The following is a 19,826-nucleotide window of genomic DNA, read 5'->3' as shown; positions in this document are numbered from 1 at the left end:
GCGGAGCCGCGCTGAAAAGACGGCCCGTTTGGGGCCGTTTTGCGTCGCTCCATCGGCGTCGCGCCGAGAGGACGGCCCGTTTGGGGCCGTTTTGCGACGATCTGGCGGCGTCGCGCCGGGAAGACGGCCCATTTGGGGCCGTCTTGCGTCGCTCCAGCGGCGTAGCGCCGGGAGGACGGCCCATTTGGGGCCGTCTTGCGTCGCTCCGGCGGCGTCGCGCTGAGAAGACGGCCCGATTGGGGCCGTCTTGCGTCACTCCGGCGACACCGCGCCGGGAGGACGGCCCGGTTGGGGCCGTCTTCCGTCGCTCCGGCGGCGTAACGCCGGGAGGACGGCCCGTTTGGGGCCGTCTTGCGTCACTCCGGCGGTGTCGCGCCGGGAGGACGGCCCGTTTGGGGCCGTCTTGCGTCGCTCCGGCGGCGTTGCGCCGAGAGGACGGCCCGGTTGGGGCCGTATTGCGTCACTCCGTCGGCACCGCGCCGAGAGGACGGCCCATTTGGGGCCGTCTTGCGTCGCTCCGGCGGCGTCGCGCCGAGAGGACGGCCCGGTTGGGGCCGTATTGCGTCACTCCGTCGGCACCGCGCCGAGAGGACGGCCCATTTGGGGCCGTCTTGCGACGCTCCAGCGTCATCGCGCTGCCATGCGCACAAAGAAACCGCCCTGCCGGACGGCAGGACGGCTGCGGCGCATTATGGTTTGTGCTGCTTACGGTATTCGCTCGGCGACAACTGATGGATCATGCGGAATACATTCGTAAAATAATTCGGGTCGTCATAACCGATGGCTTGCGCGATCTCAAACACTTTCATATCCGTATTGAGCAGAAGCGCCGCGGCTTTCCGCATGCGCAGCTTGGTGACGTAGCTGCTAAAGTTGTCGCCGGTCTCCTTCTTGAACAGCTTGCTAAGGTACGCCGTACTGATATGGAAGCGGGCCGCCGTCTCCGTTAACGTACACGATTCCATATAGTGCCGGTCCAAATAGTCGAGCAGCTTGCCGACGATATTGTGATTTTTGCTTGCCCTCCATCTGTCGTACTCGGCTGCGAACGCAGCGCTGCATTGGCTTGCCATATCCGTCGCCTCTGCCGTCGTCTTGACACTCTGCAGACGTTCGAATACGGCACTGAGTGAAGCCGCCGCCGCTTCCTCCCGCATTTCGAGCGATTGCTTCGCCGCGCCGTTCAGCGCGAGAACAAGCGCCGCCGTTTCCAGCTTCGCGTCTTCGAGCGGCAGTGCCGCGATTCGTTCGATTGCTGCGCCCAAAGTCCTGCTCAGCTGATCGGGACGGCCGAGCGCAATATCGGAGGTGAGCTGCGTCTGCAGCTCCTTCACCTTCGACGGGATTCCCTCCCTGCTCAAACCAGGCGGCATCGTGCCGGCGCCGAAGCGGTATGCTGCCGCAGCCGGACCGTAAGGCGCGTTGCCGCGTATCCGTTCGTATGCTTCCCGCACATCGTCCGTCTTCCGTATCGGTCCGAACGTGGCAGCGGTAACCTGTATGCCTAAGCAGCTCCGGATTTGCTGTTCGACGCTTGCAGCGAGCACGCTGGCCTCTCCCTCTTCGATGATCAAGGCGAATTGGTCATATTCGAGCGGGATCGATTGAAAGCTGAATCCGCCTTGAACCATGAGCTCGGAAATAATGTTGAACATAGCGAATTGCAGCAGCCCGATATCCTGCGGCTCGTATCGCTTTCCGGCCGGGAAGAAGCTGTTCACTATAACGAGCATTAGATGACGATGCAGCAAGCGATCCGTCAGCATTCCCAGGTCTGCCGCTTGTTGCGGCAGCCGCAGCATGAACGCCCGCAGCAGCGCTTCCTCGTTCGCCTTCTCCGCCGCTTTCATTCGCTGCAACTCCTTACGCTTGCCAGAAACATGCCCGTACGCCTTCTGCAGTACTTGGATCAGCGTCTCTTCGTCGCACGGCTTGAGCAAGAAATCGATCGCCCCGTAACGAAGCGCCGCTTGCGCATAGCTGAAATCTTCGTACCCCGTCAAAATAATCAAATCAATACCAAGCTTGTTCCGGTGAATATACTCGGCCAGCTCAATCCCGTCCATCGCCGGCATTCTGATGTCGGTAAGAATGAGATCCGGCCGCCTGTGATGAATAAGCTCCAGCGCCTCCTTGCCATTCTCCGCTTCTCCGACGACGGTCCAGCCGATGGGATGGTCCTCGATCATTTTGCGAATACCCTTGCGGAAATACGATTGGTCCTCGACGATCAGCAGCGTTCCGTTCATGCGCTTGCCTCCTTGTCCGCTTCCGCCTTCTCGAACGGCAAATACAAATGGACCGTCGTTCCTTGACCTGCAGCACTAACCAGCTCCAGCCGATATGGCGGCCCATAGGTAAGGTCGATGCGGCGCATCACGCTGCGGACGCCGAGCGGCGCTCGTTCTCCGGCGGGCTCCTCGGCAAGAACACGGCTCAATTGTTCCGGTGTCATGCCGTTTCCATTGTCCGCGATTTCGATTTTCAAATACGATTCCGACCGGTAAGCCCGAATGGTAAGCCGCTTGGGCGTTTCCTGCTCGCGGAACGCGTGAACGAACACATTCTCTACGATGGGCTGCAGGATCAGACGAAGCGAGGTGCATTCCGCGACCTCGTCATCCATCTCGATCACTGCCTCGAAGCTATTTTCCACAAACGCTTCCTGTACATGCAGGTAGTTTCGGATTTGCTTCATTTCCTCCGCCAGCGTCGTCCGCTTCCGGACACGCTCCAGCGAATATTTCAGCAGGCTGGACAGCGACGATACAAGACTTGCCGTTTCCCGGTCGTTCTGCAAATACAGCTTCCAGTACAGCCCGTTCAGCGTGTTGTATAGGAAGTGCGGATTGAGCTGCGCCTGCAGCGCCTTCAGCTCGGCCTCCCGCTCACTGATTTGGCGGAGATACACTTCGTTAATCAGAGCGCTTACATTCGAAGCCATCGAGTTGAAGCTGTCCGCGATAAATCCGAGCTCGTCGCTTGACCGCGGCTTGATCCGGGTATCAAACTTGCCGCCCCGCATCGTTCTCATCGCCTGCACCAGCTCCCGCAGCGGCCGCAGCAGGCGCTGGCTGAGCAGGAAGATGAGCAAAGCGCTGAGCGCGATACTGACCGCTCCCGAAATCACGCTGATGCGGAGAATGAGCTGGCTCTTTTCCAGAAAACGGGCCATCGACATCCGGCTGACCAGGACGAAATCAATTTCCTTCGAATCGTTCCTCGCATAATAATATCCCGTCCCGTCGATTGTAGCTCTGGTCCCGTCCCGTACCGCCAGCAGCCGTTCGTTCGTTAGCGGCACATCCGTATCGCTTGTGTATAACAGGGAGGAGTGGCGATCGAACAAATACACCACCCCGTGCCCGTCTCTAGTAATCTCCCGGAACGATCGGGTCATGAAATCCTGATCGATCACCATCACCAACAACCCGTACATCCCCAGCGTATTGTTATGCATCCAGCGGGCAGCGATCGTCACTTCGCGGTAGCCGGACTTCTCGATGGCGCTCTCGAGCCGCTTCCTCATCCATACCATTTCGCCGTTGGACGCCTTCACTTTATCGCGAATTTCCCGGAACGTGTCGTCGCCGATTCGCTCCACGGATTCCCGCATAAGTCCGTTGTAATAATTCGTTCCGTTCAAGTCGAACAAGTACATGGACAGCACCTGCGGTGCGTCGAACTTGATTTGCCGAAGCTCAGTCAAGATGCGGTCCTGTTCAAAATATCTCTCCGCAGCAGGCACATGGTCCGCGCTAGCTAGCTTCGTCACAATCTCTTCAATCGTCTGATTGAATACGATGAAATTAGATATCCGGTACAGCTCCTTCACGCGCAGCTCAAACTGTGCCATCGCCTGCTCGTTCGAGCGCCGGTACTGCTCGCTCACTTCTTCCTCGAACAGCTGCAAGTGCGTTCGGTACGATACGACTCCGGTTATGCAGAACGTAAACAAGATGATCGCCGAAATGCCGAGCATCAGCTTGATTTTGAAGCTGGCTCTCCACCGTTTGAACATCGCCTGACGCCTCGCTTCGCGCTTGGATGTTTAGAATGACCGGCTATGTCCCCCCGGTCTCGGTAACCGCCCACCGAGAAGACATGTTCCTCTTCTTCGCGCCAAAATCTTGGTATATCGATTTTTCAGCGAATTTGCTTCTCAATCGGCTCAATTATCAAAACAATACGTATTATGGAAATATTCACGATATAATTCAAATTTTCCTGCCCCTTATTAAAATGAAATGCAGCCGGTCGTTCTGGCCCCCCGGTTTGTTCTAACGTAAGTTCTTAAGGAACCGCTGCTGCAGCTTTATTTTTCCCCTGATCTTGGCTAAGTATCTTGTGGAGCTATATTTATAGAAACAAAAAGAGCGGCACTCCGGACGTCGTCAGGAATACCGCTTTTTCGGCATATTGCAGAGCTAGAACTTTGAACTGATGTTCTTCGTAAGAGCAATCGGATGTTCAAAGCAATGCTATTTCAATGGATTTTGTTCAAAATACATAGCTCTTTGTTCCTTATGCGCTGTATTGCCAATTAGTTTTTTACCGGAAGAAAAAGTGATTTCATAAACAAAATAACGTTGATTCTGCGGATCAAATCTGTCTTCCATAAGATCTTCTTCATCAATTGTACCTGTATCCAGTATGCATGTTGCTTTCAGCAACTTCTTCTTAAAGTGATTTAGAGCCAACTTTCTTCTTAACAACGGAATAAGTCCTGCTTCTCTCCATAGCTCTAATCCATTTCCTTGATCAATATGCCTAATTGCGTTAGCTTTTATGCTGTCAGTTAATTCCCCAAACATAATCATTGTAGCAGCCAGACCTATATAAAATAAAGGTTCAAGATCAGTATCATTGATTATATCGGAATATATTCTACAGATCCTGGCTTCAATTTGTTTTACGGGAATTTCCTCTTTTCTGAACTGTCTATAATAGTCTTGTATATCCAGCGTAAAATCATCTTCAAAGATCCCATATCCCCAAGTTCCCACAGGATACACCACCATAATTGGGATAATGACAAGTCGTTTTCTAACTGACATTTCAGCATAAACCGGGTGAAGTTCTATCCCCGATCACCAGCTGGGTGCTATTCAATCAAACCTAACATTCACGTTAGAATTAATGGGTTACGAAGATCTCTTTCGCAACTTTTATGGCGTTCAACACTTTAGGAAAGCCCGTGTATGGCGAGCATTGCAATAATGCCTCTATCGCTTCTTCTCTCGTTAAACCTGCGCGGACGGCAGCATGGAGATGTACGTGCAGCTGAGGCTCGCAGCCCCCTTGAGCCGTTAAGGCTCCTAGTGTTACGAGTTGACGTTGTTTAGCACTTAATCCTGGCCGGCTGTATATTTCACCGAATGTAAAATCGATGATTTGTTCAGCCAATAGCGGAGCAATATCGGCAAGTGAATCAGCAACCGCTTCGCCATGCTCTCCGTCGATTTCCCGAAGCTTTGCCAAGCCTCTTTGGCGTCTTTCTTCAACATGATGCAATAGCTCGTCCTCGATGTGAGCTTCGATATTTTGTTCCGCAAAAAGCTGTTTCGCAACACCGACGGCATTTAAAACACGAGGAAAGCCGCAAAACGGAATACAGTGGGTGGCCATTTCTATGATTTCGTTCGGTGTAATTCCAACCTTTAGGCCGAAGTTCATGTGCCATTTGAGTTGATTGGGCGTATCACCTAATGAAATTAACGCAGAGATTACTACCGTTTCTCTTTGTTGATAGGTTAATACGGGGCGACTGAACAGCTGCCCGAAACATTCAATGATGTATCTGCTGATGTGAGGGGATACGTCACTTAACCCAGTAATGACTCCCTGAATTCCTGCTTCATCCGTTTCTTGAAACAGCTTTTTTCCATTCTCATATGATGAGTTCATTGCTCAGTTACCTCCAGTTGTAGATGTTCCATCTTCCCATTGACGGTAGGTCTCGATTTTTTCGTTGATAGCTTCATAGTGTTCTTGCAGCCTCTCGATTTGTTCCGCTAACTTATTCTTATGGGCTTCCAGCAGCATTCTCCTTTCTTTCGTCGTAGCGGGCCCTTGTCTTCTCAAGTCCGCGATCTGTTGCATTTGTCGAATGGTCATTCCTGTCGTTCGAAGCCTTATCAAAAAACGAATCCATGCCAGATCATTTGCAGAATATTGGCGGCGGCCGTTCGAGCCTCTCTCAATCGCATGAATCAGACCGTTTTTCTCGTAGTAACGCAAGGTGTAGGCCGTGATGCCGGTAAGGTTGGAAATGTCTTGAATGCATAAATATTTGTCCATAGCGCAAGTTTACATCTTAGAGCGCACTCTAAGTCAATAGCGCCCTTAACCGACAGCGTACTCCGTAGAGCCTCCCTCGGCTCTCTTATGTAAATCAATAATATGTCTGATACTATACTTCTACTGGAATCTGGACCTCCGGGCATACGGGGGCTTGGCGTGCTGATGCAATTCGATAACGGATTTAGAGGGCCTAATTTTACCGCTTTCGCACTTTTCATTCAATATAGCGGATTTTGGTGGCGCTATCGAATGTCAATTGATGAAATTCGGCTTGATTTCCCCCGATTTCTGGAAAATAAAGCCCCCAAATTCCGCTAAATTTGTAAGAGATCCCGTCTCGATCCAAATAACGGTTTCGGAAACCTTTATAGCCACAAGGCATACCAGGTTGTTTGATGGATTTGCTTGAAATGGTTAGCTAGACAAGCGGTTAGCCATAAAAGCCCGCATACATACAGGAATCACCCTAGCAGCTGGCTTGCCTGATTTTAATTACTGCGACAATGCAGGCATTTGAAGGTAAAGCGTCCATAGCTGCCCTTTCTCGCGGCAAAGGTGCCTGCACTTTCGCTTTCGCATGAATCTTCCAATCAAATTCTATTTTAATGCCAGATCGATACCCGAAAAGGCTGCTTCTTTAATTTCCCGGCGAATCACGAAAATAACCCGTCCCAAGAATAATCCGCATACAGCACATATGAAGCGTTAGTGCATAAGCATTTTTGGGAAAGAATACATTGTATCAGCTTAATAAAAAAACAGCCGGAGATGACCATGAACGAAATTACTTTCAAAGCTTTTGCGATTACCAATGAAATCGATCTGAACAAGATTGCCATCCACTGCGGCATTCCCAAAAGATTTACGTGGGAAGAGCCGTTAATTCTGCAAGGCGATATTCTAAACTTTATTTTACAGAAAAATGTGGATGAATCCCAAAAGGTGCTTGTGTTTTCTTTTGGCAGTATTGTGTTTATCAATCACTCCCATGCCCGCGAGATCACCGAATTTTTCAAATACATCCATTCCTTCGAGCCGGAAATCGATATCCAGAACGCCTACAATTATTCGGACGACTACAGCCTTCGCATTGGTGAAGCCGACTGCATCGAATATACCGACGAATACGTCATCGTACCCGATTTTGAGATTTTTTACCCCGAATTGATATCTACGGTGATCGCAAAATCGGTAGCCCTCGAGAAAACGGAGGAGCAGCTCGGCAAAATTTTAGATAAGCTCGAAACCATGATCGACCGGCTGGAAAAAGGCAAAATGAAAATCGGGAACAAGGAGCTGGCCAGTACGACAGCCAAAATCGTACGGCACGAGTATAATACGATCGCCTACATCATGATTTTGGATAAACCGGATATCACATGGCTCAACAGCACAGCCGGCGAATTTTACGATAAGATGGTGGAGTTCTTCGAATTGAATGACCGGTATCAGATCTTAAAGAGCAAAACGGAAATTTTATATAACATTAAAGAGAGCTTTTTTACGATCAGCCATTCGATTCGAGGATTGTTTGTAGAATGGATCATCGTGATACTGATTGTTGTTGAGGTTGCCTTGATGATATTTGAGATTAGTCATTAGGACTTATCCATCATGTACTCGTTTCGGACACAACGATCCGCTCTGGCTGCTGTCTATGATCGGTTTGTTCCAGGTCAAAACATATCTATAGTAGAAACGGCGGCGGATAGCCGCCCCCGGAAGTATTTCGCGTGACGCTAGGCGAATCTCGCGGAAAGAATCTTTGGGCTCGGCAATCCGAACACCGATATCTTGCATCCCGCCATGAAGTCGATCCATGATACGGACTGGGAGAACAAGAAGCCCCGAGATGAAATAATCCAAGAACGATTTGTCAGCCGCTAAACCGACGATCAGGAGCCTGCCGCCAGGTGCGAGAACTTGTCGCATCTTTAACAGTGCGGTTCTCAATTCCATATGATGTAAAGCTGCAACGCAAATAACTGTCGAAAATAACTCCTTTTGGGATGGGGCTGGCATGGCAAGGAAGTCGCCGCTAATGATCTTCACATTGGGGATCGAAGCTAATCGAGTCCTTGCCCGTTCAACCATTTGCTCATCCGGGTCAATACCGACGACCTGCTCAGCGTAGGGTGCCAAGCGTTGAAGCAATAGACCGTCGCCGCAGCCGATGTCAAGAACCCGCCCTCCTCGTGTCTTTGCATCCGCCACTAGCTCTTTATGAAAAGCGGTATTGTGATTCCAATAACTCTCCATTGCTGTACTCCTCTCCGCCTTGTTCGTACTTCGCCTATTCTTTCTGATCCTGACGGTCCGATGATATAGAAGGTTGCGTCACCGCTTGGATGTCATTACGAATAGCGAAAATGATTGGCCAAGGTGCTGCCCCGACAAATGACAAGGCCGCCCCCCAGCCATACGGCTTTAGGGACGGCCTCATGATCGCACTGCCTAAAGATTAATAGTTCGTTTTCAGCCAATTGCTCTTCGACCATGCCAGCTTCCCGGCTCCGGCGCCTTCCGCCCCCGTCAACCTCGCTTTCAATGTGGACGGATCATCTGCGGAGTAAGTGTACGGCAGTGAAGTGAAGCCGTTCCAGGAGAACGCTTTGGGCGCCGCCGGCACCGGCGCAAGAGGGCTGCCCGCCGTCTCGCTGTCGCCTCTGAAGGCGGACCCGTCCAGCGAGTACATCGTATCCAATGCGCGGATTTTTCCTGTGTAGGACGCGTCACTCGGATCGGTTTGGTTGTTGCGGACCGGGTATACGACATCGATGAGATGCGATTTCTCGAGAAGCACGGCTCCGCTCTCGGTGGAGATTGCTCCATTGCTCGTCACACCGAAATGATAGCCTTTGCCGGAGATGGCTGTCGCCATGGCTGCCGTTATTTTCTTGCCGGCGGCACGAGCGTCGGCCGCATCCATAACGATGTTGTATGCGTGAGCATTACCTCCGCGGAGACGAGGCATCCGGTCTTGAATGTCTTTGTAATAATTATGATGCAAGGTCAGCTGCAGGTTCGGGTTATCGGAAGCGAACTCGGTCGATCCGACGAGATGCCCCTTCTTCTGGCTTGAAGCAATAGCAATAATGTCCTCTTTGCTAAGCAGAGTGCGCAAATAGTTATACATCGGATATGCGGTTTTGTTCGCTTCCATCGCGTTCATTTGCTGGGTGACAAAGCTGTTCGCGCTTCTGTCGTCCCCTTTGAAGGTGGACCAGGAGATCGTAACGCCGCTGCTTCCTTTTTTCACGTCCACCAGCCCGTCGTAAGCTTTATTGAACGTACAGTGGTCGATCCATACTTTGCTGCTGGCACCTTCTATCGTGATGTAGTCCCAATCGTTTTTGTCATAATCGCCTTTGGTCGCTTCGTCCCATTCCCACAGCTCGTCAAACTCCACATTGCGGATGATAATGTTCGAGCTGTATTTGATAATAAAGCCGGCGTGCTTGATCTTGGCTCCGTTCGCCGAGAAGATCGTCAAACCGTTAAAGCTGTCGATATACACTTTGCTGACGCCGCTCTTCAAGAGCACCGGGTGGGTGAGCGGAGCGTTCGCCATGGAGAAAGGCGAGGTTTGAGCTGCGGCAGGAATTTCATTCCAGCCGAGATTCAAATCGTTCATGATCTCAATGACCTTTACGCCGGACCCTTTCTTCAGCGCCGCGGCCAGGTCTGTTGCATTATATACTTTCCTGTAGCGGGCCGAATCCGTCTCGGCCACTTCGCCTCCGCCTGTATTGCCAGCCGAGAAACCGGTCAAGTTATAGACGGCAGCAGTACCGTCCGGTGATGGCGTTGGTGTTGGCGTTGGTGTTGGCGTTGGTGTTGGCGTTGGTGTTGGCGTCGGTGTTGGCGTCGGATTGGTTCCCGTTAAATCGGATACGGCGATATTGTCGAACTTGACGGCTGCTTTCCAGCCAATAAGTCCTATGGCGCCGCTGGCAAGCGCGCTGTCCGACGCGGACAGCTGCAGCGTATCGTTGACGTACATGTTCAGTGAAGCGCCGTTCAACTCGAGCTTCACTTTATACGTCGTATTGGCTGCCAGCCCGAACGGCTTGCTTGCCAGCACTGTCGTGGAGCCGCTTACCTTTTTGCGAAGCTCCAGCGTGCCGCCGTTTGCGATGTCGAGCGATGCGCCGTAATAGTTATTGCCGTCCTTGTATCGTCCCGCGACGACCGCCCTGCTCCCGTTAAAATTGGACACATTGACGTCAGCTTCCACGGCATAATCCGTCCAGGCCTGATTTCCCGAAGAGGCGCGTCCCTCGCTGCTGGTGCTCGACTGGAAATATACATAATTTCCGTTTTCCTGAACTACCGACCAGCTGCCGTTATTCGTCGTCCATCCCGAAGCGTTGCCGTCGTTAAAGTCGTCATTGTACAAGCTGGCTGCGCTTGCAGGGAAAGCCCCCACCAAGAGGGAGGCGGCAAGCACTAAGGACGATAAGAACGCGAAGCTTCTTTTGGCTTTGATTTTCATCCATGCCCCTCCCGCTTATTTTTGAATATAACCGATATCCGTGCCGGCAGGCGTACCCGCGCCCTTCAGATCGCTTCCGGTTGCAAGCTTCAGGAAGCTGCCAAGATTCGGAGAGCCGTTCGCATTCCGAGTCAAAGCCGGAGTGAGGCTGACAAAGTCGGCATCGCTCGCCGACAGTCCTTTGGCATTCGTGCTGGCATTGTTTTTCCACCAAACGTTCGTACTCGATACATCGGTGCCGCTGGTCTTATCGCTGGATGAGCCTTTATAAGACAAGTTATTCGTGAACTGATGCGTTCCCGTATCGAAAGCAAAGTTGCTTTGCCCATTCGCATAGGAAGTGTTGTTCGTCATCTGGATGGAGCCGGGATTGCTATTGTACGTAAAGCCATGCTTCTTGTTCATGTAGGCGACGGAATTGACGACGATGTGATTCACGCTAATTTTCTCCCCGCCAAGCTTAAAGCCGTTGCCGTCACTATTGCTGGTGGACTGTCCGCTGGACGTTTGGCCGTTATGATGGGCGACGCTGTTTTTAATGGTCACCGGTGAGATCGCTCCCGTATCGGATTTGGTATACAAATCCCAGCCGTCATCCGTATTGTAAGCGGCGATACAGCCGTCAATGATATTCCCGGGGCCTACAGTGAGTTTAATGGCGAAACCGTCGGCGTCTTCCCCGTTATCCGGATCGAAATTGTCATGCGAATATACGTTTACAATTTCATTATAGCTAGGCCATTCCGCCTTAGTAGCAGAGGAAGCATACCGGCTGATCTGAACTCCCGAGTCTCTGTTATGATGCACGTCCAGATTCTCGACCCGGTTGTAGTTGCCGGAAACGAATACGCCATTATCCGCTGCCCCTTTGATCTCCAATCCTTTGACAACCCAATAGTTGCCGTTTAGCTGCAAGCCTCTGGCATTCGCGGATACATCGGCTGCATTATAGGGCTGCGAGGAGAAGTCCAGTATCGGCTTCTCGGCGCCGTACGCCAATATTTGCTTCATTGCAGAGGACGTACCGTTGTTACCGCGCGCTACCGTCACTGCGTCGGCATACGAATAGGTGCCCCCTCGCATGTAAATCGCTCCGCCCGCCGCAATTCGGGTAATGGCCGCTTCCAGAGTGATAGGCGAATCTAAGGTACCGCTATTGGAAGCCGATCCGTTTGGCGCTACATAAAGCACGGAAGTCGGTGTCGGCGTTGGATTCGGATTTGGAGCCGGATTTGGATCCGGATCTGGATCCGGCTCTGGATCAGGGTCCGGATTCGGATCCGGCGATGGCGATGTCAAATCCGAAACCATAACGTTATCAAACTTGGCGGCCGCCTTCCAGCCGATCAGCCCGATCGCGCCGCTGGATATAGAGCTGTCCGTTGCAGTGAGCTGCAGTACGCTGTTCACATACATGTTGATCGTCGTGCCGTTCATTTCCAGCTTAACTTTATACACGGTGTTTGCCGCAAGGGCAAAGGACTTGCTTTTCAGCACTGTTGTGGAGCCGCTTACTTTCCTTCTCAGCTCGAGTGTCCCTCCGTTTGCAATATCGAGCGATGCCCCGTAGTAGTTGTTGCCGTCTTTATAGCGGCCCGCTACGATGACCCGGCTGCCATTAAAATTGCTGACATTCACTTCCGCTTCAACGCTATAATTGCTCCAGCTCTGGCTGCCGGAGGTGGCGCGCCCCTCCGAGCTTGTGCTCGATTGGTAATAGGCGTAACCGCCGTTGTCCTGCACAACCGACCAGCTGCCGCCCGATGCCGTCCAACCCGATGCATTGCCGTCATTGAAATCGTCACTGTACACTGTAGCCGCATGAGCCGGTACCAGCCCAGCCATCAAGACAGTACTGAGGGCGAGAGAAGTAAGCATCGGCAAACGTTTTTTACATGTCAATTTGTTCCTCATCATTCATTCCTCCTCTTAGTTTTGGAACTGCACGAGAGAACCTGCGGACGTACCGGAAATCTGCCGATCGTCCGGCACATCTGAAATCCGGCTATTCAACGAACTATCACCGCCTTTCCTTCACCGTTTTCGGGCCGGCTGCATAACAGCCTCACCTTTCATTATGCCGACCGGCCCATTACATACAATGAACCGAAAACAACCAATTCGGCATTCCGATGTTCGGCAAACCTGCAGTATTCGAGGCATCAAGCCGATTTCCGGGCATCCGCCTGTACACAAATCTTTACTTCGAGTCATGAGATGTACAGGATTTAGGTTGTAAAGTGTATATTGACAAATGATTCCAACCGTCAGCAGTATGCCTCCTCCTGTCCATAAATCGCGGGGGCCGGCCCTGCTGAGTCAAAAAAACACGAGGCCGCCGCCGAAATAAAGCGGTAGCCTCGTGTTTGGGTATGATTGTTCCTAAGCCGCTTAGCGCAAATACAGGATTAGCGGCTGCAGCCGCAGCTCCTTAAGCCCTTCGTACACCAGCTTGGCGATTTCGATGCCGCCCTGCTGCTGGAAATGCGTATTGTCCTCGGTCCCGTCGGGGAAGTTCATGAACTCGCCCGGCGCGAGCCACATGAACAGATCTTTCGTCCGTTCCGGCCCGAGCTTCTCGAACAGCGTCTTGCTGCTTGCGGCCAAGTCGATCAGCGGCACCTCTTCCTCGGCAGCCAGCTCGCGCATCGCCGTCAAATAGTCGCCGTGCGTATCGCGCAGCGTTCCATCCTCTTCGAAGAAACGGCGCTGTACCGACGTAACCAGGATCGGTATCGCCTTCCGCTCCCGTGCTCCATCGATGTAAATTTTGAGCGTTTCCTTGTACGTCGTGAACGGATCGGTATGCCGCTCCTCGTCAAACTTCTGATCGTTGTGGCCGAATTGGATGAGCAAATAATCGTACGGCTTGATCCGCCCCCAAATTTCATCCAGCACGCCTTCGCTGATGAAGCTCTTGGAGCTTCGACCGGAAAGCGCATAGTTGGCCACGGCTGCGTCCTGCTTCACGAACATCGGCAGCATTTGCCCCCATCCGGCGTACGGATAGCCGCTGGCCGGCTGGTCCGTAACCGTCGAATCCCCCGCCAGGAAAATGGTGCACGTCTGCGGCGCCGCCTCGATCTCCACCGCATTGAGACGCGGAGCCCGTCCGGTTACCGTCAAGCGCAATTGTCCGCCCGTTACCCACACGGAAAAGCTAATGCGCACATAATGTCCCGGTGACGTGCGCTGCTTGTTCACCATCAGCCTGCCTTCGCCGGCTTTGATCGTCGTCTCGGTGTCGGCAATTTCGTCGCCGATCAGTACCGACACCCGGTACGTCCCATCCGGAACGTCCACTAAAAATGCGGTGTCGAGCGGAATGCAGAAATCGCGGTTCAGCGCTGCCGCCTCGCTGCGTTCTTTCGCGTACACCTTGTCCACCTGGCTGAACCCGTAACCGACGGAAGCATCGTACCGGTGCTGCGGCGTGATTTTCGTATATCCTTGTTCCGCCGTCCCCACACCGAAGTCGAACTTAAAATGGCTGGCCATGTCGAATTCTCCTCTCACTGACAACTACAAGATATGTAAAATTATACGGTACCCGCTCAATCCGACCAAGCAATTTTCCGATTAATTTGTTAAAAAAACCGTTGTTTCGCCGAATAAGCCTCAACCGCGGCCCGATGTGATGTATAGTAGAACATATATGATTTAGGAAGGTGACCAACGATGAGCAGCAAGCTGTACCACGGAGCCGCCTGGTATCCGGAGCTTTGGGAAGAAGAAGTGCTGGCGCAGGACATCGAGTTGATGAAGGAGGCCGGCATTAACGTCGTCCGGATCGGGGAGTTCGCCTGGTCCCGCATGGAACCGAACGAAGGCCAGATCGATCTGAGCTTCTTCGTCGACATCATAAGCCGGCTGCATGCGAACGGCATCGAAGTTGTGATGTGTACGCCGACGCCAACGCCTCCGATTTGGTTCACGCATGGCCATCCGGAGCGGATGTACGTCAATGAACAAGGGCAGGTAATGGGACACGGCTCCCGCCAGCACGCCTGCACGAACAATCCGGTATTCCGCGAGAAAGCTGCGATTATTACCGAGCACATCGCCCGCGCGGTCGGCCGTCTGCCCGGCGTCATCGGCTGGCAGATCGACAACGAGTTTAAAGCGCACGTAGCGGAATGCATGTGCAGCACTTGCTTGGGCCAGTGGCACCAATGGCTGGAGCAGCGCTACGGCACGATCGGGAAGCTGAACGAAGCGTGGGGCGCGTACATTTGGAGCGAAGATTACCGCAGCTTCGATCAAGTGCCGCAGCCGGGCGCCGCACCGTTCCTGCACAACTCGTCGCTGCGTACGATGTACCAGCAGTTCTCGTTTGAGAAGATCGCCGAGTTCTCGGACGAGCAGGCCGCGATCATTCGCCGTTACTCGGATGCGCCGATTACGCACAACAGCTCCGTCGCGTTCCATGTCGACAATGAACGGCTGTTCCGGGAGCTGGATTTTGCTTCCTTCGATACTTATGCAACCTTCGATCTCGTTCCGAACTATTTGATCAATAATGACCTGTGGCGTAATTTCAAGCGCGGCCGGGATTATTGGATTATGGAAACGAGTCCTTCGCACGCCGCTTCCCTTGAGAGCTATGCGAAGCCGCATCCGAACGGCTTCTTAAGAGCGGAGGCCGTCGCCGCGTACGCGCTCGGCGCGGAAGCGTTCTGTTATTGGCTCTGGCGTCAGCAGCGGGCCGGCTGCGAGCAGCCGCACGGCTCGGTGCTCAGCGCCTGGGGCAAGCCTACCGTCGGCTACCGCAACGTCCTTGAGGTGGAAGAAGCCCGTAAAGCGATTGAAGCGACGATCACGTCGACCAGGCCGCTGCAAGCGGAAGTCGCCATGACGTATTCCGACCGAGCGAAGGCGTTCCTGAAGACGGAGCCTCACCGGTCGCTGAATCACCGCGGGCTGGTCACTTCGTTCTACGAACGGATCTTGAATACCGGCTTACACCGCGACGTCGTACCCGAAGGCACCGAGCTGGACGGCTACAAGCTGCTGTTCACGCCGTTCCTTCCTTTCGTCTCCGAAGCCTATACGAAGCGCGCGCTGGAGCTCGTGGAGAACGGCGGCGTCTGGGTCGTCGGCCCGCTGAGCGGCGGACGCACCGAGGAGCACAAAATCCATACGGACGCCGGGCTCGGGGCGCTGGATCGTCTGGCCGGGGTGGAGACGCTCTACACATTCCCGATGGACGACACCGGTTCGGAAGGCACCGCCTTCGGCGTGAGCGCTCGCCTCTCCCTGTGGAGCTCGGTGTTCGAGCCGCGGGAAGCCGAAGTTGTCGGCAAGATTGAGAACGGCCTAACGCCCGGAGCGGCGTTCATTACCGAGAAGCGTCACGGCCGCGGCAAAATCGTCATGCTCGGCTCGCTGCCGAGCGGCGACGAAGGCGAGCTGCTGCTGCATCGTCTCATCCTGCACTACGCCGACGAAGCCGGCGTCACCGTCCGTTCGGACGTTACGCGCGGCACGATTGTCGCTCCGAGACGCGGAGATGCGGGCGACGTCTGGGTCGTCGTCAACATGGACGGGCTCGGCGGCAGCGTCACGCTTCCGCGCGAAGGCGTCGACGCCATCAGCGGCGAAGCGGTTGCACAGGGCCGCCTCGAAGTCGGCCGTTATGAGTATCGTATTATTCGTTTCGATAACTAAATGTGGAACAAAGTGAACCGGCGGCAGCGGACAGCGCCTCCGGTTCTCTTTGTATTTTAAGGCGCATACACCTTCAAATTGGCATACTCGGCGATGAGCGGGGCCATCTGGCGGAAGCCGATTTTGCCTCCTCCAAGCAGCGGCCCATATGTCGTTCCGTCATCCTGCCAGCGGAACAGTACCATGCCGTTTACGGCGAATGTGACGAAAGCGCCTTGCTTTACCAGCAGCATGCGGTACGGACCCGCGGCATCCGCCGTGCCGGGGATCGGATCGGCACCTTGCGCAACCAGATGAAAGCCGTAGCTCTTGCGCAAATTACACGTATGGAACTGCCTCTCCTCCGGCCATCTGCGGCGAAAATACGAAACGTGAAACGCGTTGATGTCCCCGTGGTGATACTCGTCATAGATGCCGCTGCGAGCGGCCAGAGCCGGATCGAACACATCCTCGCCGCCCCTGCCGCGGGCGCTGAAGAACAGAATGGCCAGCCCCGGCTCGCGAATCGGCCAAAATTCCCACGAGATCGCCGCATCCTCGGGACCATCGAACGGACACCAATAGACGAGATTCGCGCTTTGACCTTCGTTCGGATCCCGGGTGCTCTCCAGCCTCATCCGTCCGAGCGGAAAGGAGACGGCTCCGTCCCCTTCCATGCGGAAACCGCGAACATCTTCCGCCGATCGGAGCGGATTGTCATATACAAGCCGCCAGTGCAGCGGGATAAGCTGATCGTCGTGCGGCATCGTCATGGCCTGTTCTCCGGCAGCGCCTCTGGAATGAGCCCAAGGGCGATAATCGTATTCAGCGACCATTGTGCCGCTTCATTCGTATTCATCCAGTCGATTTCATGCAATGTATCGACATGCGTGACAACCGCCGCCTCCTGCTGCAGATCAACCTTCGCGAACGGATTGGCGAGCAGGATGGACCAACATTGGCTTGCGGCTGCGGCATCTTGCTTGTAGTACGCCCCGTATGCCATTATTCCTGCACTGAGAACGGGATGCTCAAAGCTGCTCGTGCTGATGTCCCCCTTTGTCAACCGGTCCTTCTCCTCCTGCGTTTGATTGTAATACACGCCGAACTCCGCCAGCATCTCTTCCCATTCCGGGTCCTTCAGCATGCCGGCCAGTTCAAACCATACCTGCGGCCCGCCCATACAAATCGCCAAATGCCGTCCCCAGTTGTCGTCGCCCATCGGCGTCAGCACACCTGTCTTCGGATCGTAACCGTAGGTCGGACCGGAAATGAGCCGGTATTTCGCACGTTTGATGCAATCGATCCCGGTCAGCATTTTGTCCCGGTAGCTCGTATCCTCGTAGCGCTCCCAGCGGGTCATCCAATTCGAGCTGAAGGCGGCCCAGTCCGGACCGACCCGAATATGCGTCGGATGTTCATCCTTCGGGAAATACGACCGCATCGGATCGAGCGACACCGTCGTGAAGTCCGAATCCTTGACCTCGTCCATGATGTCCCCGATCCGCTCGTCCGCCGTCAAATAATAATAGTAACGGTGCAGACCGGCCATTCCGATGCGCGCTTCCTTACAACCGCAGCCCCAATGGACAACGTTGTGGCGGGAGCCGAGTCCGGCGTATTCGCCGAAGTGATAAACGTCCACTTCGCTGGTGTGCCGGGTCATCGCCTCCGCCATGCGGAATATATCCGACCGGCCGGAGCGCAGGAACATGATCCACAGCCACATGTTGGGCGCCAGCTCGGTATTTTGCCAAGCGCATCCGCCTAAATCGTAATTCCACACATGCCGGACGGGATCATAGCTGTGCATGAAATCGCCATAGTCCCAGAAGCCGTACCATTTGCGCTGCTCCACCTCGTCCTGATAGAAAGAAATGATCCCGTCCAGGCGGCTCTCCAGCAGCCGCTTCATTTCGCTGCTGCGGTCCGGCAAGCTCCATACGCCGAACGCTCCTGCGCGGTGATAATAAGCCGGCTCGCAGACAAGCAGCGGCGGGCTCTCGGTCTCCTCCCGCATCCGCTCCAGCAGCTCCGGGCTCGGCGTCTTGTCCAAGCACCACAGCGTAAGCTCGCTTGTATTGGCGATGCCGTAAGGCGTGGCGCGCAGCTCCTCCGCCCCCTCGTAGGACGACTCCACATGGGTCTCCGTATCGTAATGACGAAGGTCCATCGGCGCCGCATCCGGCGACCACAGCCATACCGTCAGCTCGGCTTCGTCCCGGGTCGTCCGCTGCGCTTCCATGCCGGCAGGATGCTTTCGCCAGAAGTGCTTGAGTCCTGCGGCCAGACCGCCGCCTGCCCCGCCTACATAGCCGAGGCCTCCGGCACGCCGCCCGTCCGTCACCTTGACCCAGCTGCAGCCTTCCTTCGTCCGCTTCCAAAGCCGGTAATGCTCGGACGAATCCTGCACAAGCTTGAAGCTGTCCCATGTCGCCGAATCGTCCAGCAGGCCGAGGAAGTAAGCGTCCTCCGCCGGATCGAGGACAACGGTTTCGCCCTGCGTCTGACGCTCGAACAGCTCGCGGTATTTGCCTTTCGTACGGCGGGTATGCAGCGTCTTCGGCGATTCGCTGAAATAACCGCTGTCGCCGGCGAAGCGGACATGCCGGTTGTAATGTTCGCCCCTCATCGGAACCGCAAAGCGGATGCCCATGCCTCGAATATGGTCTTCATGCGGATTACCGTCGTAATGAAACGTGTGGACAAGCCGTACCGTATCCAATCCGGCATACACGTAGAAGCGCACGGAGAACGGCAGCCATTCTCTTGATCCGGCTACGGAGCGGTGCCGGCCGTCCAGCTTGACGACAGCCCGCAGCGGTCCGCTTTGTTCGACAACAGCGCGGTGAATACGGCTGACGAACCGCTCTTCTTTGTTGATCAGCAGCCCGGACATTTCGTTCGTTTCCGTCCTGAGACAAACAAGCTCGCCTCCGGAGCACACCTCCATTCCTTGCCGGACGATGCTGCGAATCAGGCGGCTTCCCTTCTTGCCGAATGTGCAGGCGATCGCGCCCGTATCCAAAGTGATCGAATCGTCCGTCTCCGTTACGGTCACCTGATGTGTTACGGCTGCGCCTTCCCCTTTACGGACCGTAAATCCGTCCGCCGGATGAAGGGGCACCGCCGCCGCGTGCGCCGTCCACTTGACCGAGCCGTCCGGCCAGTAAGCGGTCGGCCAGCTTTGCATCGGCCAGCTGGTTTCGCCGTCCGCACCGGTCAGGCGCAGCGGCTCCCCGCGGCTAAGCTCGCCCTCCCGCCACGGGATGCCCCAAGTGACTCCCGCCTTCGTCGAAAGGTGCGCCTCATTCGGCGGGATCGGCCTTCCCGAATGCTCTTGAAGCCAGCGCAGCCGAATCCCCGTATTCGTTACCATGTC

Annotated in this window: 12 protein-coding genes and 2 pseudogenes; 2 read left to right on the top strand and 12 right to left on the bottom strand. The window is 54.5% G+C overall.

Annotation, left to right across the window (positions count from 1 at the left end):
• Positions 1-689: 689 nt before the first annotated feature.
• From ACFFK0_RS06055 to ACFFK0_RS06035, 5 genes are all read right to left on the bottom strand, one after another.
• Positions 690-2,249, bottom strand: coding sequence for a response regulator transcription factor (locus ACFFK0_RS06055; RefSeq protein WP_377469074.1), 1,560 nt, complete (start codon positions 2,247-2,249; stop codon positions 690-692).
• Positions 2,246-4,021 (bottom strand): cache domain-containing sensor histidine kinase, encoded by a 1,776-nt coding sequence (locus ACFFK0_RS06050; protein ID WP_377469073.1) that lies wholly within the window; start codon positions 4,019-4,021, stop codon positions 2,246-2,248. The genes ACFFK0_RS06055 and ACFFK0_RS06050 overlap by 4 nt, the downstream gene beginning before the upstream one ends.
• A gap of 460 nt (positions 4,022-4,481) precedes the next feature.
• Complete coding sequence (locus ACFFK0_RS06045) at positions 4,482-5,006, bottom strand: hypothetical protein (protein ID WP_377469072.1); 525 nt, start codon at positions 5,004-5,006, stop codon at positions 4,482-4,484.
• Positions 5,007-5,136: 130 nt separating this feature from the next.
• Complete coding sequence (locus ACFFK0_RS06040; protein ID WP_377469071.1) at positions 5,137-5,907, bottom strand: carboxymuconolactone decarboxylase family protein; 771 nt, start codon at positions 5,905-5,907, stop codon at positions 5,137-5,139.
• 3 nt (positions 5,908-5,910) lie between these two features.
• The gene (locus ACFFK0_RS06035; RefSeq protein WP_377469070.1) at positions 5,911-6,300 is read right to left on the bottom strand and encodes a MerR family transcriptional regulator; all 390 of its coding nucleotides are present in this window, start codon (positions 6,298-6,300) and stop codon (positions 5,911-5,913) included.
• 777 nt (positions 6,301-7,077) lie between these two features.
• Between ACFFK0_RS06035 and ACFFK0_RS06030 the strand changes: the two genes are divergently transcribed.
• Positions 7,078-7,905 carry an RMD1 family protein gene (locus ACFFK0_RS06030; protein WP_377469069.1) on the top strand — a complete coding sequence of 276 codons (828 nt, stop codon included), beginning with the start codon at positions 7,078-7,080 and terminating at the stop codon, positions 7,903-7,905.
• Between the two features lie 3 nt (positions 7,906-7,908).
• On the opposite strand, the gene ACFFK0_RS06025 is transcribed toward ACFFK0_RS06030, so the two are convergent.
• The 5 genes and pseudogenes from ACFFK0_RS06025 to ACFFK0_RS06005 form a co-directional block, all read right to left on the bottom strand.
• On the bottom strand, positions 7,909-8,562 hold the full coding sequence (locus ACFFK0_RS06025) for a class I SAM-dependent methyltransferase (RefSeq protein WP_377469067.1): 654 nt from the start codon (positions 8,560-8,562) through the stop codon (positions 7,909-7,911).
• A gap of 202 nt (positions 8,563-8,764) precedes the next feature.
• Positions 8,765-10,798, bottom strand: a complete 2,034-nt coding sequence (locus tag ACFFK0_RS06020) for a pectate lyase family protein (RefSeq protein ID WP_377469065.1) — start codon at positions 10,796-10,798, stop codon at positions 8,765-8,767.
• 15 nt (positions 10,799-10,813) lie between these two features.
• A pseudogene (locus ACFFK0_RS06015) lies at positions 10,814-11,986 on the bottom strand (right-handed parallel beta-helix repeat-containing protein); the annotation flags it as partial.
• A 126-nt stretch (positions 11,987-12,112) separates the two neighbouring features.
• A pseudogene (locus ACFFK0_RS06010) lies at positions 12,113-12,643 on the bottom strand (3-keto-alpha-glucoside-1,2-lyase-like domain-containing protein); the annotation flags it as partial.
• 546 nt (positions 12,644-13,189) lie between these two features.
• The gene (locus ACFFK0_RS06005) at positions 13,190-14,296 is read right to left on the bottom strand and encodes a rhamnogalacturonan acetylesterase (protein ID WP_377469064.1); all 1,107 of its coding nucleotides are present in this window, start codon (positions 14,294-14,296) and stop codon (positions 13,190-13,192) included.
• Positions 14,297-14,476: 180 nt separating this feature from the next.
• Between ACFFK0_RS06005 and ACFFK0_RS06000 the strand changes: the two genes are divergently transcribed.
• On the top strand, positions 14,477-16,465 hold the full coding sequence (locus tag ACFFK0_RS06000; protein ID WP_377469063.1) for a beta-galactosidase YesZ: 1,989 nt from the start codon (positions 14,477-14,479) through the stop codon (positions 16,463-16,465).
• Positions 16,466-16,521: 56 nt separating this feature from the next.
• Here the strand turns inward: ACFFK0_RS06000 and ACFFK0_RS05995 are convergent, their stop codons facing one another.
• Positions 16,522-17,211 (bottom strand): DUF1961 family protein, encoded by a 690-nt coding sequence (locus ACFFK0_RS05995; RefSeq protein WP_377469165.1) that lies wholly within the window; start codon positions 17,209-17,211, stop codon positions 16,522-16,524.
• Positions 17,212-17,213: 2 nt separating this feature from the next.
• Positions 17,214-19,823 (bottom strand): exo-rhamnogalacturonan lyase family protein, encoded by a 2,610-nt coding sequence (locus ACFFK0_RS05990; protein WP_377469061.1) that lies wholly within the window; start codon positions 19,821-19,823, stop codon positions 17,214-17,216.
• Between the last annotated feature and the right edge of the window lie 3 nt (positions 19,824-19,826).

This window comes from Paenibacillus chartarius (assembly GCF_042432825.1).
Taxonomy (GTDB): Bacteria; Bacillota; Bacilli; order Paenibacillales; family NBRC-103111; genus Gordoniibacillus; species Gordoniibacillus chartarius.
This window is presented reverse-complemented; position numbering and strand designations above follow the sequence as displayed.

Coding starts and splice junctions, on each gene's coding strand:
- ACFFK0_RS06055 (WP_377469074.1), bottom strand. CDS start 2,249: ATGAACGGAACGCTGCTGATCGTCGAGGACCAATCGTATTTCCGCAAG.
- ACFFK0_RS06030 (WP_377469069.1), top strand. CDS start 7,078: ATGAACGAAATTACTTTCAAAGCTTTTGCGATTACCAATGAAATCGAT.
- ACFFK0_RS06025 (WP_377469067.1), bottom strand. CDS start 8,562: ATGGAGAGTTATTGGAATCACAATACCGCTTTTCATAAAGAGCTAGTG.
- ACFFK0_RS06035 (WP_377469070.1), bottom strand. CDS start 6,300: ATGGACAAATATTTATGCATTCAAGACATTTCCAACCTTACCGGCATC.
- ACFFK0_RS06020 (WP_377469065.1), bottom strand. CDS start 10,798: ATGAAAATCAAAGCCAAAAGAAGCTTCGCGTTCTTATCGTCCTTAGTG.
- ACFFK0_RS05990 (WP_377469061.1), bottom strand. CDS start 19,823: ATGGTAACGAATACGGGGATTCGGCTGCGCTGGCTTCAAGAGCATTCG.
- ACFFK0_RS06050 (WP_377469073.1), bottom strand. CDS start 4,021: ATGTTCAAACGGTGGAGAGCCAGCTTCAAAATCAAGCTGATGCTCGGC.
- ACFFK0_RS06040 (WP_377469071.1), bottom strand. CDS start 5,907: ATGAACTCATCATATGAGAATGGAAAAAAGCTGTTTCAAGAAACGGAT.
- ACFFK0_RS06000 (WP_377469063.1), top strand. CDS start 14,477: ATGAGCAGCAAGCTGTACCACGGAGCCGCCTGGTATCCGGAGCTTTGG.
- ACFFK0_RS06005 (WP_377469064.1), bottom strand. CDS start 14,296: ATGGCCAGCCATTTTAAGTTCGACTTCGGTGTGGGGACGGCGGAACAA.
- ACFFK0_RS05995 (WP_377469165.1), bottom strand. CDS start 17,211: ATGCCGCACGACGATCAGCTTATCCCGCTGCACTGGCGGCTTGTATAT.